The organism is Providencia sp. PROV210 (assembly GCF_028479445.1).
Lineage (GTDB): Bacteria > Pseudomonadota > Gammaproteobacteria > Enterobacterales > Enterobacteriaceae > Providencia > Providencia rustigianii.
On record NZ_JAMPNQ010000006.1, the window covers coordinates 183,542 to 197,089 of the forward strand.

Consider the following 13,548-nt stretch of genomic DNA (forward strand, 5'->3'; position numbering starts at 1 on the left):
GACAGGTTATGTAAATTCATTAAAAGATTAATGGCAGGATTTAATGCTAGTTTTTAGTGGAGATTACTCTTATTTTCTTTACAAACTATTTTTATTTTAAAAATTGATTTACGGTTTATTCGTTATGCTATCTAGAGTGTTAAATGTGATTTTAGGATAGCCAATGAAAAAACTACTAGCCCCATTAATGACATCATCCATGCTACTCATTGTGGCTATTGCTGCATTATTAATTATTTTTCCTCAAACATGGAAGCAGTCCATTTATCCTAATGTTTCTCAGTGGCTTCCTGATACTGTGAGTTCACTCATTTTCCAAGGTGAATTGAATAATGGGGTATGTGATAGCTTAGAACAGAATCTACAAAGTTTTGCTGATTATCTGAAAAGCAATTCAGAGGTTGTTGAGGTAAAAGGAATGAATGGCATAGAGGAGCAATTAAGCAATATTCAATCTCGACTAAATAGTTTACCAAGTGATGTACGTAATGCGGTATGCCAACAAGAATATGCAAATCTTGAGGGATTAAAAAGTGTCTTTTCTTTGAGCTACGTGCCTTAGAGTTGCTATAAAACATTGTAGTTAGTCAACATCCCATTCGACTATTTCAACTATGATATGCTGATTACATCAATATTGATTAGGATATGTAATGCATATTTTTCGTCTCCCACTATTAAATTGGTTGGTTCTTAATGGACTTGCTGCCTATTATTTGCATCTAAAAGAGGGGCTTTATTGGGCTTTTTCTGGCTGGATGGGAATATTAGGGATCTTAGTTGTATTAGAAGCAATAGGGTGGATTGGTACGAGCCTATATTATTTTGTTCAGCAAAAAACCTCACCGAACCCAACTCATCAAGCAACGTCTTTAATTACCCATGGTCCTTATCGATTATCACGTAATCCGCTTTATCTTGCTTTTACTTCACTCTGCTTAAGCCTCGCGTTATTTACTCATTCTCCTTATTTTCTAGTTTCGGGACTGATTTTTTGGTTAATAACGGATTTGTATACGATCCCACAAGAAGAAAAATTCTTATCAGAAAAATTCAAACAAGAGTGGCGAAAATATATTCAACAGACACGTCGCTGGTTGTGAAATCCCTTAGTTGAATATATTGAAATTATTAACTAAGGTAGGTAAGTTTACCTATAAACTTTAACTAAATTGAATTTTAAATTCATTAATTTAGCTTTTAGTGCTGTCAAAATCATGGGGTCAAGGCAATTTTTCTGTTGAAATAGTACACTATAATAACCAAGAATTTAGTGAGGTTAATATCGTGAATAGAAAATTCCTTCTAGGTGCCATCGTTTCTTCGATACTGCTTTATTCTACATCTGCAGCGGCTTGTCCTTACTGTAATGGAAATTATGACCATCGATACAATAGCAGCAATTACCGCGAAAATAATGAAATCACTAAACTAGTGAAAGAATTCGATGATAAGCGTTTTGAGTTAAATAAACTCTATGATGCAGGTGCGAGTGATGATGATGCGAAAGTGAAAGCATTAGTTAAAGAACTTGATGAACTATCACTCAAAATTAGGACCGAGGAAGATAAGCAATATAATCGCCCTTATCGTGGACGGGGTGGTAACCATAGCCAATATCGTGGTTGTTGGTAAGTGATGCAAGGCTATCTCAGTATAGAAGGTAGCCTTTATAATAAATTTAAGCTTTTCTAGGCTCAGATGTATTTTTGCCCTAAAGATTCACAATATTGAAGGGCAGTTATTGTTCATTACATACAGTAATCGTAGCTTAATAAAACTGTTATTTAACAATAAATTAAGTGTGGTTAAATATGAAAAAAAGAATGATGGCTGCAATAATTATCTTTTCAGCGTTCAGAGCCTATCCACAAGTCACCTACACGGTGAATGAGCTTGAAACAATCACAGAGCAAGGACGTATTCCTTATCATGAAGGATGGCATGCCATTCATGGGGATAGGATCAATTTTGAGTTATGCTCTGCAACTACCGATTTAGTTTATCTCGTAATATCATCGCACTATCCAACTACGCTTAATTTAGGCTTATCCCACTCTAAATCCCGAATTGTATGGCTACCAGAATATGCCGTCAGAACAGACTGTAATGGTTATGGCAAAAATGTGCTGATTATGACGGCGGATTATATTGAATCAGCTTCAGATAAAGATCCGTAATTATGATGTTTAGCAATATGGCGTAGGGGAGAGAGCCGCCATTTGAACGATCACAAAAAAGTGATTTATATCCAATCATCGGGCTTTAATAATCGACAACGCCCTATCGCCATAAAATGTGTCTGTGTTATGATTAATAGTTGAGTTCCTATCGATGTATATCATCATAAACAATTTGTGTTCATGGCGGTGTACCTATCTCGCATAGTGAAGTGAGAAATCGTTAGTAACGTATTGATTTATAAACTTTGGGATAATCAAACAAGTGATCTTTCGTGTGGGTCACCACTGTTGATAAGGATTTTTTAATGCCTGTTATTACTCTTCCTGACGGAAGTCAGCGTCAATTCGACCATGCAGTTTCTGTGATGGATGTAGCTCGTGATATTGGCACAGGTTTAGCAAAAGCATGTATTGCTGGACGTGTTGATGGTGAGCTAGTTGATGCTTGCGAACTGATTGAACATGATGCAAAACTATCCATTATTACGAGTAAAGATGATGAAGGTCTAGAGATCATTCGTCACTCTTGTGCTCACTTATTAGGTCATGCAATTAAACAATTGTGGCCAAATACCAAAATGGCAATCGGTCCAGTGATCGATAACGGTTTTTACTATGATGTTGATCTTGACTATACGCTGACCCAGGAAGATTTGGATAAGCTAGAAAAGCGTATGCTAGAGCTTGCCAAAACAGATTATGATGTGGTTAAAAAGCGTGTTTCTTGGGCTGAGGCTCGTGAAACATTTGTTGGGCGTGGTGAAGACTATAAAGTCGAAATTTTGGATCAAAATATTAGCCAAGATGACCGTCCAGGTTTATACCATCATCAAGAATATATTGATATGTGTCGTGGTCCACACGTACCAAATATGCGTTTCTGTCATCACTTTAAATTACAAAAAGTGGCAGGAGCATATTGGCGTGGAAACAGCGATAACAAAATGCTGCAACGTATCTACGGTACTGCATGGGCAGACAAGAAACAGTTAGCGGCATATTTGTTGCGTTTAGAAGAAGCTGCAAAACGTGACCACCGTAAAATTGGTAAGCAATTAGATTTGTATCATATGCAAGAAGAAGCGCCGGGTATGGCATTCTGGCATAATGATGGTTGGACTATTTTCCGTGAGCTGGAAACTTTCGTACGCACTAAATTAAAATCTTACAACTACCAAGAAGTTAAAGGTCCATTTATGATGGATCGCGTACTATGGGAAAGAACCGGTCACTGGGAAAACTACAAAGACGCAATGTTCACTACGTCATCAGAAAACCGTGAATATTGTGTAAAACCAATGAACTGTCCAGGTCACGTCCAGATTTTTAACCAAGGGTTAAAATCTTACCGTGACTTGCCATTGCGTATGGCTGAATTTGGTAGCTGCCACCGTAACGAACCATCGGGCGCGTTACATGGCTTAATGCGTGTTCGTGGCTTTACCCAAGATGATGCGCACATCTTCTGTACAGAAGATCAAATCCTGAGTGAAGTCACTAGCTGTATTGAGATGATTTACGATGTTTACAGCACTTTCGGTTTTGAAAAAATCGTAGTAAAACTATCAACTCGCCCTGAAAAACGTATCGGTACTGACGATATGTGGGATACCGCGGAAGCAGACTTAGCGAACGCACTGAAATCGAAAGGTATCGAATTCGAATATCAGCCGGGCGAAGGTGCATTCTACGGCCCTAAAATTGAGTTTACTTTGTATGACTGCCTTGACCGTGCATGGCAATGCGGTACTGTACAATTAGACTTCTTCTTACCGGGTCGTTTAAATGCTTCATATGTTGGTGAAAATAATGAGCGCATCACACCAGTGATGATCCACCGTGCGGTCTTAGGTTCTTTAGAGCGTTTCATCGGGATCTTAACTGAGGAGTATGCAGGCTTCTTCCCAACATGGTTAGCACCACAACAAGTTGTGGTCATGAATATTACTGATACTCAAGCAGAGTATGTGCAAGAATTAGTAAACAAATTACAAAGTGTTGGCATTCGTGCGAAAGCGGACTTACGCAACGAGAAAATCGGCTTTAAGATCCGTGAACACACACTGCGTCGTGTTCCTTACATGTTAGTTTGTGGTGATAAAGAAGTTGAATCAGGAAAAGTATCTGTCCGTACCCGTCGTGGTAAAGATTTAGGTAGCCTTGATGTTGACGAATTCATGACTAAACTTCTGAAAGAAATTCGCAGTCGTCAGCTTAATCAGATGGAGGAATAAGGTATTAAAGGCGGAAAAAAACTCCCAACAGCACGTCCGAATCGTATTAACGAAGAGATCCGTGCGACTGAAATTCGTGTCACTGGCATTGATGGTGAACCTCTTGGCGTAATGAGTGTACGAGAAGCACTCTTTAAAGCTGAAGAAGCGGGTGTTGATTTAGTAGAAATTAGCCCGAATGCTGAACCACCAGTTTGTCGTATCATGGATTACGGTAAACATCTTTATGAGAAAAGCAAATCTCAGAAAGAGCAGAAAAAGAAACAAAAAATTGTTCAAGTGAAGGAAATTAAATTCCGACCTGGAACAGATGAAGGGGATTACCAAGTTAAACTTCGTAGCCTCATTCGTTTCTTAGAAGATGGTGATAAAGCTAAAGTAACTCTGCGGTTCCGTGGTCGTGAAATGGCTCATCAGCAAATCGGTATGGAAATACTTAACCGTATTAAAGCCGATTTGGAAGAACTGGCGGTTGTTGAATCATTCCCTTCAAGAATTGAAGGGCGCCAAATGATTATGATTATGGCGCCAAAGAAAAATAAATAAGTAATACACACTAACATCAGCGGGGAAATGTATCCTCGCTGATGTTTTTTTTGCATAAAATCTCTATGAATAGTCGAAAGATTTGGTGAAATGTGGGAATTCTAGCGAAAAGAATGGCCCAGAAGTTTTATCATTCAGATGACGCTTAGGGAATAATTTGAATATCTGCTTGAGTAATCTCACAATAAGCAGTAAAATCCGCGGTCGAATCGCTTTGTTAAGTTTGCGTTGGCAAATGAAAAGCAAAAAAGAATATCGCGTTTTGATAATTAACGGTTTTTAATTAGTAAAAACTGAAAGTATTGTCGAGGCGCTTGCTTTAGAGAATGTAGCAAATCTCTTTATCCAGTTGGAGGAATGTAGTATTAAAGGCGGAAAAAGAATCCCAACAACACGTCCAAATCGTATTAATGACGAAATTCGTGTTCCTGAAGTCCGTTTAACCGGTTTAGACGGCGAACAGCTAGGCATTATGAGCGCACGTGAAGCGCTTGAGAAAGCTGAAGAAGCAGGTGTTGACCTTGTTGAAATCAGCCCAAATGCTGAACCGCCAGTTTGTCGTATCATGGATTACGGCAAATTCCTTTATGAGAAGAGCAAGTCTCAAAAAGAACAGAAAAAGAAACAAAAAGTTGTTCAGGTGAAGGAAATTAAATTCCGCCCTGGTACAGATGAAGGTGATTATCAGGTCAAACTGCGCAACCTGATACGCTTTCTAGAAGATGGTGACAAGGCTAAAGTAACACTACGTTTTCGTGGTCGTGAAATGGCTCATCAACAAATTGGTTTGGAAGTACTTAACCGTATCAAAGCTGATTTGGAAGAACTGGCGGTTGTTGAATCATTCCCTTCAAGAATTGAAGGGCGCCAGATGATTATGGTGCTGTCACCGAAGAAGAAGTAATTAGGCCATCAAGTAGTAACTTCACAGCGATGTGGCTGTTATTCGCCTAGTTAATTCGTAGTTAATCACAATGCGAAGTCGGAAATAAAAGAAATGCCTAAGATTAAAACTGTACGTGGCGCAGCAAAGCGCTTTAAAAAAACTGCAGGCGGTGGCTTTAAGCGTAAGCATGCAAACCTTCGTCACATTCTGACTAAAAAATCAACTAAGCGTAAACGCCATTTACGTCCGAAAGGAATGGTATCTAAGGGCGATCTGGGTCTGGTAATTGCTTGCCTGCCTTACGCATAAGTAAACATTTTAGTTAATTAAGAATATAGACGATTAGGAGAAAGCTATGGCTCGCGTAAAACGTGGTGTAATCGCCCGTGCAAGACACAAAAAAATCATGAAACAGGCGAAAGGCTACTACGGAGCACGTTCACGTGTTTACCGCGTAGCGTTTCAAGCGGTAATCAAAGCTGGTCAATACGCTTACCGTGACCGCCGTCAACGTAAACGTCAGTTCCGTCAACTGTGGATCGCGCGTATCAACGCTGCGGCTCGTCAGAACGGTCTGTCTTACAGCCGTTTCATCAATGGCTTGAAAAAAGCTTCAATTGAAATCGACCGTAAGATCCTAGCAGACATCGCAGTTTTCGATAAAGCAGCATTCTCTGCTTTAGTTGAAAAAGCAAAAGGCGCTTTAGCTTAATGTTTGCTTGAAGAGAGGAAGGAAACTTCCTCTCTTCATTTTTAATATTTGTATTAAAAATTAGGCTGTGTTAATACATTAATACTGTGTTTTATTGAGACTAATTTACATGAACAACGTTATTTTTCGTTTCTTTTTTTACTTTAGCACCTGAATTTCGGGGGCTTTTGCGTATAGCGAGTAGAATAGAAACAAAAAATTACGCTAAAGCCTCCGTTAGGGGGCTTTTTTGTTTTTGGTTTACCAAAAAATACAGTAAAATCAGTCAGGTATTCACATCGCATTAATATGAATTGTGAAGCTTGATAAATTTAGTGAATAACTAGCAAAAGACCAAGTGGTCATAAAGGGGAAACAATGCCACATCTCGCTGAATTGGTTGCACAGGCAAAAGCAGCCATTGAACAGGCCCAAGATGTTGCGACGTTAGAGTCAGTGCGTGTTGAATTTTTAGGCAAAAGCGGCCACTTCACACTCCAGATGAAAACGTTGCGTGATTTGCCTGCGGATGAACGTCCAGCAGCAGGGGCTGTGATTAATGAAGCTAAAGTTCAAGTCCAAGATGCACTGAACGCCCGTAAAGATGCAATGCAAGCTGATATTCTCAATACACGCTTAGCATCAGAAACAATCGATGTTTCATTACCGGGACGTCGTATGGAAAATGGCGGATTACACCCAGTAACCCGCACCATTCAGCGAATTGAAGAATTTTTTGGTGAGTTAGGATTCTCGGTTGAAACCGGACCTGAAATTGAAGATGATTATCATAACTTTGATGCATTGAATATTCCGGCTCATCATCCTGCGCGAGCTGATCATGATACGTTTTGGTTTGATGCTAAACGTTTATTACGGACTCAAACTTCAGGTGTGCAAATTCGCACCATGAATGGTCAACAGCCACCAATTCGAATTATTGCCCCTGGTCGTGTATATCGAAACGACTATGACCAAACACATACCCCGATGTTCCACCAAACTGAAGGTCTGATTGTTGATAAAGACATTAGCTTTACCAACCTAAAAGGCACTCTGCATGACTTCCTGAATAACTTCTTTGAAGAAGAAGTTCAGGTACGCTTCCGCCCATCTTATTTCCCATTCACTGAGCCTTCAGCAGAAGTTGACGTTATGGGTAAAAACGGAAAATGGTTGGAAGTATTAGGTTGCGGTATGGTACATCCAAATGTATTACGCAACGTCGGTATTGACCCTGAAGTCTATTCTGGATTTGCATTTGGTATGGGAATGGAACGCTTAACTATGCTGCGCTACGGCGTTTCTGACCTTCGTGCATTTTTCGAAAACGATCTTCGTTTCCTCAAACAGTTTAAATAAGGCGGGTCTATCTCATGAAATTCAGTGAACTATGGTTACGCGAATGGGTGAACCCGGCGGTAAGTAGTGAAGAATTATCTGATCAAATCACCATGGCAGGTCTTGAAGTTGATGGTGTAGATGCAGTTGCAGGGCAATTCCACGGTGTTGTTGTTGGTGAAGTTGTTGAGTGTGGACAACATCCAAATGCAGATAAATTGCGAGTCACAAAAGTCAATGTGGGTGGTGATCGCTTATTAGATATCGTCTGTGGTGCACCAAATTGCCGTCAAGGTTTACGTGTTGCTGTCGCGACAGTCGGCGCAATACTACCAGGTGACTTCAAAATCAAAGCAGCGAAATTGCGCGGTGAGCCATCTGAAGGCATGCTGTGTTCCTATTCTGAATTAGGTATTTCTGATGATCACAGTGGGATCATTGAGTTACCATTAGATGCTCAGATTGGTACAGATATTCGTGAATATTTAAAACTGGACGATAATGCGATTGAAATCAGCATTACGCCAAACCGTGCTGATTGCCTGAGTATCTTAGGTGTCGCTCGTGATGTTGCCGTTGTTAACAAATTAGATTTAACAGAGCCTACGATTACTCCGGTTGCTAGTACGATTAAAGATATATTCCCAATTCGTGTTGAAGCGCCAGCAGCATGCCCGCGTTTTCTTGGCCGCGTAATCAAAAATATCGATGTGACTGCACCAACACCGTTATGGATGAAAGAAAAATTGCGCCGTGGCGGTGTTCGTTCAATTGACGCAGTAGTCGATATCACTAACTTCGTTCTATTGGAACTGGGTCAACCACAACACGCATACGACTTAGACCGTCTTGATGGCTCTATTATTGTTCGTATGGCTAAAGATGAAGAAAAGCTTGTATTGCTAGATGGCACAGAAGCGACGTTGAAATCAGATACTTTAGTGATTGCTGATGAGTCTAAAGCGCTGGGTATTGCTGGTATTTTTGGTGGTGAGCACTCAGGTGTAAACAGTGAAACTAAAAATGTTTTATTGGAATGTGCGTTCTTTGAACCTTTAGCAATTACAGGCCGTGCACGTAATTACGGTTTGCATACAGATGCTTCTCATCGTTTTGAACGTGGTGTTGATCCCCAGTTACAATTTAAAGCGATTGAACGTGCAACAGCACTGATTGTTGAGATTTGCGGTGGCGAAGTTGGTGACATCATTGATGTTACTAGCGAAGAACATTTACCTAAAGCTGCAACAATTAAACTGACACGCAAAAAATTAGATCGTCTAATTGGCCATGTGATTGCTGACGACATTGTGACGGATATCCTGAAACGTTTAGGCTGCCAAGTGCAAGTTTCTGTGGGTTGTTGGGATGTTGTTGCGCCAAGCTGGCGTTTCGATATGCAAATCGAAGAAGATTTAGTTGAGGAAGTCGCTCGAGTCTACGGATATAACAATATTCCAGATGTTCCTCTGCGCGCCGATTTAGTCATGACTGACCATAAAGAAGCTAACTTGCCTCTAAAGCGCATTAAAGCGATGTTAGTAGACCGTGGTTTCCAAGAGGCGATTACCTACAGTTTCGTTGACCCTAAAGTTCAAGCATTGTTGCATCCTCAGCAAGAAGCTTTGATCCTGCCGAATCCAATCTCTGCAGATATGTCTGCAATGCGCCTATCTCTGTTGACTGGTTTATTAGGCACCGTGGTCTATAATCAAAATCGTCAACAAAATAGAATCCGTTTATTTGAGACAGGTCTGCGCTTTACTCCTGATAATCAAGCAGAATATGGAATTCGTCAGGAAAACATGCTAGCAGGTGTGATCACGGGCAATAAATTTGATGAACATTGGTCAATAGATAAACAAGTTGTTGACTTCTTTGATTTAAAAGGTGATCTTGAAGCTGTTTTTGAATTGACTGGAAAACTAAATCAAATTACATTTAAATCAGAAGCACATCCAGCATTACATCCTGGGCAAAGTGCTGGGATTTATCTGGAAAATGAACATATTGGCTTTATCGGTGTTGTTCACCCAGAATTAGAACGTAAACTCGATTTAAATGGTCGTACAGTGGTGTTTGAGGTACGTACTGATGCTATTACAGAGCGTGAGATCCCTGAAGCTAAGGCGATTTCACGTTATCCGTCGAACCGTCGTGACATTGCTGTGGTCGTGCCAGAAAATGTAGCAGCTGCGGAAGTCTTAGCAGAATGTAAAAAAGTTGGCATAAATCATATAGTTGGCATAAACTTATTTGATGTGTATTGTGGTGAGGGGATAGCTGAAGGTTATAAGAGCTTGGCTATCAGTCTCGTCTTCCAAGATACCCAGCGTACGATGGAAGAAGAAGAGATTACCGCGACCGTTGATCTGTGTGTTGCTGCGTTAAAACAGCGATTCCAAGCCTCCTTGAGGGACTAAACTTATGGCGCTTACTAAAGCTGAAATGTCAGAAAAGTTGTTTGAAAAACTGGGTGTTAGCAAACGTGATGCTAAAGACCTTGTTGAAACTTTCTTTGAAGAGGTTCGCCTTTCCTTAGAAAACGGTGAGCAAGTTAAATTATCTGGATTTGGGAACTTTGATTTACGTGATAAAAATCAACGTCCTGGTCGTAACCCAAAAACTGGGGAAGATATTCCAATTACTGCTCGTCGTGTTGTTACTTTCCGCCCAGGTCAAAAATTAAAAAACCGTGTGGAAAAAGCAACACCAAAAGATTAATCATATCCATTTATAGTTTGGATAGTAAAAAGACCGCCTAGGCGGTCTTTTGTTTTTTTATCAAATGAAAAGGCTTACTACTGGCTTCCTAACTCTCGTTCAATGAGGGTGGTTACATAGTTAATGGGGGCTTCAGTCAGTGCTTTCATATCCGCAGCATTATTAATTTTCACTTGTGAAAAATCTGTTCTATCTAAACTTGGAGCAAAGGCAATGGCTAGATTTTTAGCTCCCATCTGATTGATATTGTTATTTTTTGCAATCTCAACAAGTAAAGGAATTGCTATTTGTAAAGATAAAGGCTGATTTTTCATTGGCGGTATTCCATTATCCAATTGATGAAATCGCGCAGACAATGTAACTGTCTCACTACTGCTTTTTGGTAGTAAAGTGATTACTAATTTTTTATAAGCACTGGTTAACTCTTTAATGCCAATATTATTTTTAGTAATAAAGTCAATGTTGAGTGAATTATTGCTTGCTAAATGGTCCAGTATTAATTGAGCCCGAATAGGGGTTCCACTTGTTCGAAAAGGTCCCACTTCATTGGCAAATTCTGGATGAGATAAAATGGCGGTACCAATTTCATTGAGTTGTTGATATTGTAATTTTTCGCTATAAGCCATCCCTTTGTAATCATTAATAGCTTGGGTATTCTTTTTCTCAATTTTCCCCGCATTATTTTGTTGTTCAATACGTTGAGCCATTGAACTTAATTGTTCGGTATTGAGATATTTTGATGTAGGCTGGCTATCTTGTAATGGCTTTAAACTCATGTTTTTAACAGAATGATTTGTCGTGGTAACAGTATCAAATTTATGATGAGCGGGACATCCTAAGAAGCTTTTACAGCTATTGATGATTTTTTGCACTGAAGCAAGGAAGCCTTTATTCTCAGAACGCATAACTGACTCGATAGGTAATATCGGCAGAGTAGGTTGTATAGTTGATAATTTCATATTTATACAGTTCCTTTTTAATGATGTGATTAAAATTGAATGGGAGCATAAAATCGTTACTGTGGATTTGCTTGCATAAAAAGCGATAATTTTTCAACCTAATAAAAATTAAGATAATCTCCAATGAGCCAATTACTTCACAGTTTGCAAACTAAACAGCATCAAGCAGATTTGCGTCTAATGAGAATATTGTCTTTAGGGCTAATTATCGTTGCGTTGCTTTCACTTTGTGCTGGTGAGGTATGGCTGTGGCCTACACAATGGTTTAATGAAGCAGGGCGGATGTTTGTAGGGCAAATTCGCTTACCTAGGCTACTTGCCGTTATTACAATTGGCGCTGCATTAGCTGTAACGGGGGCTATCATGCAGGCTCTATTTGAAAACCCTCTCGCTGAGCCAGGATTATTGGGGATCAGCAATGGTGCAGGTGTTGCGGTTGTTTTTACTGTACTCATATCATCGGGTATTACCCATTATTGGCTATTGAGTTTAAGTGCTATTAGCGGAGCTTTGATTTTAACCACTGTTTTGCTTTATTTTGCCCGCCGCAAGAATCTCAGTAATCCAAGTTTACTATTAGTTGGTGTTGCGCTTGGAGTGATCAGTGGTGCTTGTATGACCTGGATGGTTTATATGAGCAGTAATTTAGACCTACGGCAATTACTGTACTGGATGATGGGCAGTTTTAGTGGCGTTGACTGGCAGCAAATAGGGCTAATTATTACCTGTATCCCATTTTTATTCTGGGCTATCACGCAAGGTAAAGTATTAAATTATTTATCTCTTGGAAATATCCAAGCATTCCAATTAGGCGTTTCTACTCATAAATGGCGAATAATATTAATCATTATTAGCGGAATATTAATTGGCCTGAGTGTAGCTATAGCGGGAGCAATTAGTTTTATTGGGTTAGTTATTCCGCATATATTACGATTAAGTGGCTTAACTGATAATCGATTGTTATTACCTGGCTGTGCTATTGCAGGTGCACTCTGCTTATTAATTGCAGATTTGTTGGCTCGCTTATTGATAGCAAATGCAGAGGTTCCTATAGGGGTAATTACAGCAACTCTCGGGGCGCCAATTTTTATTTTCTTACTCGTTCGTCACCAGCAATGGCGCTAATTTTATGAATAAAAAGATTATTCTGGATATAACTAATTTATCCGTCTCTGGCCGACTTCATCAGGTCACGCAGCAAGTTTCTGCTGGTGAACAAATTCATTTATTAGGTGCGAATGGTGCAGGGAAAAGTACGTTATTAGCGGCATTAAGTGGCTGTGAATCTTATACAGGAAACATATACCTTAATCATATTAATCTAAAAAATTATTCAGCCCAAGAGCTTGGCAAGCAAAGAGCCTATTTGACCCAGCAAATGGGAATATTACCAAGTTTGAAAGTATTTCAATACTTAGGGCTATTCACATCTAATTGCGACGTGAATCGGTCTATATTTGATGTGCTATGTCGAGATTTTCAGTTGCTTCCCCTTTTAGCTAAGTCTATAAACCAATTATCGGGTGGTGAATGGCAACGTGTTCGTATCGTTGCTATGTTTTTACAAGTATGGGATAGCCATGTACTAAGTGGAAAAATAATCTTTTTTGATGAGCCAATAAACAATTTAGATATTATTCATCAAGGAATACTAGATAAATGGGTGAAATATTTTTGTGATTGCTCAGGAACAGTTATAATGAGTGGACATAATCTTAGTCACTCATATAAAAATGCAAGTCAAATATGGATGATTAAAAAAGGAACGTTAATTTATACAGGCAAACCTGATGAGATCATGACTGATATAAATCTATCCGATATTTTTATGGCTGATATTCAACTCATCCATAACTCCTCGCATAGAGTATGGCAAATTATTGATTTCGATAATTAACAAAATGTGTTCCAATTGCCCGTTTTTAATTGATTTATCGTTGTAATGATGACTGGTGTTGAGGTTCGGTTAAAGTAATTTTAGCTA

The 13,548-nt window shown here is 39.4% G+C and carries 16 protein-coding genes and 1 other annotated feature; of the genes, 15 read left to right on the forward strand and 1 reads right to left on the reverse strand.

Going from position 1 to position 13,548, the window contains the following annotated elements; translation table 11 throughout:
- Nucleotides 1-163: 163 nt before the first annotated feature.
- The 13 genes from PR761_RS06185 (at nucleotide 164) to ihfA (ending at nucleotide 10,605) form a co-directional block, all read left to right on the forward strand.
- Complete coding sequence (locus PR761_RS06185; protein WP_006813298.1) at nucleotides 164-562, forward strand: hypothetical protein; 399 nt, start codon at nucleotides 164-166, stop codon at nucleotides 560-562.
- Nucleotides 563-653: 91 nt separating this feature from the next.
- Nucleotides 654-1,103 (forward strand): methyltransferase family protein, encoded by a 450-nt coding sequence (locus tag PR761_RS06190; RefSeq protein WP_006813297.1) that lies wholly within the window; start codon nucleotides 654-656, stop codon nucleotides 1,101-1,103.
- A gap of 184 nt (nucleotides 1,104-1,287) precedes the next feature.
- Complete coding sequence (locus PR761_RS06195) at nucleotides 1,288-1,635, forward strand: hypothetical protein (RefSeq protein ID WP_039854412.1); 348 nt, start codon at nucleotides 1,288-1,290, stop codon at nucleotides 1,633-1,635.
- 191 nt (nucleotides 1,636-1,826) lie between these two features.
- A complete protein-coding gene (locus PR761_RS06200; protein WP_039854186.1) occupies nucleotides 1,827-2,180 on the forward strand; it encodes a hypothetical protein in 354 nt (117 codons plus the stop codon).
- A 308-nt stretch (nucleotides 2,181-2,488) separates the two neighbouring features.
- Complete coding sequence (gene thrS, locus PR761_RS06205) at nucleotides 2,489-4,417, forward strand: threonine--tRNA ligase (protein WP_039854184.1); 1,929 nt, start codon at nucleotides 2,489-2,491, stop codon at nucleotides 4,415-4,417.
- A 3-nt stretch (nucleotides 4,418-4,420) separates the two neighbouring features.
- A complete protein-coding gene (gene infC, locus PR761_RS06210) occupies nucleotides 4,421-4,963 on the forward strand; it encodes a translation initiation factor IF-3 (protein WP_071599530.1) in 543 nt (180 codons plus the stop codon).
- 364 nt (nucleotides 4,964-5,327) lie between these two features.
- Complete coding sequence (gene infC, locus PR761_RS06215) at nucleotides 5,328-5,867, forward strand: translation initiation factor IF-3 (RefSeq protein ID WP_039854410.1); 540 nt, start codon at nucleotides 5,328-5,330, stop codon at nucleotides 5,865-5,867.
- Nucleotides 5,868-5,960: 93 nt separating this feature from the next.
- Nucleotides 5,961-6,158, forward strand: a complete 198-nt coding sequence (gene rpmI, locus PR761_RS06220) for a 50S ribosomal protein L35 (RefSeq protein WP_005968897.1) — start codon at nucleotides 5,961-5,963, stop codon at nucleotides 6,156-6,158.
- A gap of 46 nt (nucleotides 6,159-6,204) precedes the next feature.
- Nucleotides 6,205-6,561, forward strand: a complete 357-nt coding sequence (gene rplT / locus PR761_RS06225) for a 50S ribosomal protein L20 (protein WP_006813290.1) — start codon at nucleotides 6,205-6,207, stop codon at nucleotides 6,559-6,561.
- 103 nt (nucleotides 6,562-6,664) lie between these two features.
- Nucleotides 6,665-6,795, forward strand: a sequence feature (Phe leader region).
- A complete protein-coding gene (pheM, locus tag PR761_RS06230) occupies nucleotides 6,671-6,715 on the forward strand; it encodes a pheST operon leader peptide PheM (protein ID WP_126437459.1) in 45 nt (14 codons plus the stop codon). (Overlaps the previous feature by 45 nt.)
- A 123-nt stretch (nucleotides 6,796-6,918) precedes the next feature.
- Nucleotides 6,919-7,902: a phenylalanine--tRNA ligase subunit alpha gene (pheS, locus tag PR761_RS06235; protein ID WP_112836603.1), complete on the forward strand. Its 984-nt coding sequence runs from the start codon at nucleotides 6,919-6,921 to the stop codon at nucleotides 7,900-7,902.
- Nucleotides 7,903-7,916: 14 nt separating this feature from the next.
- Nucleotides 7,917-10,304 (forward strand): phenylalanine--tRNA ligase subunit beta, encoded by a 2,388-nt coding sequence (gene pheT / locus PR761_RS06240; protein ID WP_006813287.1) that lies wholly within the window; start codon nucleotides 7,917-7,919, stop codon nucleotides 10,302-10,304.
- 4 nt (nucleotides 10,305-10,308) lie between these two features.
- Nucleotides 10,309-10,605, forward strand: a complete 297-nt coding sequence (gene ihfA, locus PR761_RS06245; protein WP_006813286.1) for an integration host factor subunit alpha — start codon at nucleotides 10,309-10,311, stop codon at nucleotides 10,603-10,605.
- Between the two features lie 77 nt (nucleotides 10,606-10,682).
- Here the strand turns inward: ihfA and PR761_RS06250 are convergent, their stop codons facing one another.
- The gene (locus PR761_RS06250) at nucleotides 10,683-11,564 is read right to left on the reverse strand and encodes a RhoGAP domain-containing protein (protein WP_006813285.1); all 882 of its coding nucleotides are present in this window, start codon (nucleotides 11,562-11,564) and stop codon (nucleotides 10,683-10,685) included.
- A 123-nt stretch (nucleotides 11,565-11,687) separates the two neighbouring features.
- Between PR761_RS06250 and btuC the strand changes: the two genes are divergently transcribed.
- On the forward strand, nucleotides 11,688-12,689 hold the full coding sequence (btuC, locus tag PR761_RS06255) for a vitamin B12 ABC transporter permease BtuC (protein ID WP_112836605.1): 1,002 nt from the start codon (nucleotides 11,688-11,690) through the stop codon (nucleotides 12,687-12,689).
- Nucleotides 12,690-12,693: 4 nt separating this feature from the next.
- Nucleotides 12,694-13,461, forward strand: a complete 768-nt coding sequence (locus tag PR761_RS06260) for a vitamin B12 ABC transporter ATP-binding protein BtuD (protein WP_112836607.1) — start codon at nucleotides 12,694-12,696, stop codon at nucleotides 13,459-13,461.
- Nucleotides 13,462-13,548 lie beyond the last annotated feature (87 nt).

Bases quoted from the DNA above. Each gene is read 5' to 3' on its own strand.
- PR761_RS06185 (WP_006813298.1), top strand. From the start codon at position 164: ATGAAAAAACTACTAGCCCCATTAATGACATCATCCATGCTACTCATT.
- PR761_RS06190 (WP_006813297.1), top strand. From the start codon at position 654: ATGCATATTTTTCGTCTCCCACTATTAAATTGGTTGGTTCTTAATGGA.
- PR761_RS06200 (WP_039854186.1), top strand. From the start codon at position 1,827: ATGATGGCTGCAATAATTATCTTTTCAGCGTTCAGAGCCTATCCACAA.
- thrS (WP_039854184.1), top strand. From the start codon at position 2,489: ATGCCTGTTATTACTCTTCCTGACGGAAGTCAGCGTCAATTCGACCAT.
- rpmI (WP_005968897.1), top strand. From the start codon at position 5,961: ATGCCTAAGATTAAAACTGTACGTGGCGCAGCAAAGCGCTTTAAAAAA.
- rplT (WP_006813290.1), top strand. From the start codon at position 6,205: ATGGCTCGCGTAAAACGTGGTGTAATCGCCCGTGCAAGACACAAAAAA.
- pheS (WP_112836603.1), top strand. From the start codon at position 6,919: ATGCCACATCTCGCTGAATTGGTTGCACAGGCAAAAGCAGCCATTGAA.
- pheT (WP_006813287.1), top strand. From the start codon at position 7,917: ATGAAATTCAGTGAACTATGGTTACGCGAATGGGTGAACCCGGCGGTA.
- ihfA (WP_006813286.1), top strand. From the start codon at position 10,309: ATGGCGCTTACTAAAGCTGAAATGTCAGAAAAGTTGTTTGAAAAACTG.
- PR761_RS06250 (WP_006813285.1), bottom strand. From the start codon at position 11,564: ATGAAATTATCAACTATACAACCTACTCTGCCGATATTACCTATCGAG.
- btuC (WP_112836605.1), top strand. From the start codon at position 11,688: ATGAGCCAATTACTTCACAGTTTGCAAACTAAACAGCATCAAGCAGAT.
- PR761_RS06260 (WP_112836607.1), top strand. From the start codon at position 12,694: ATGAATAAAAAGATTATTCTGGATATAACTAATTTATCCGTCTCTGGC.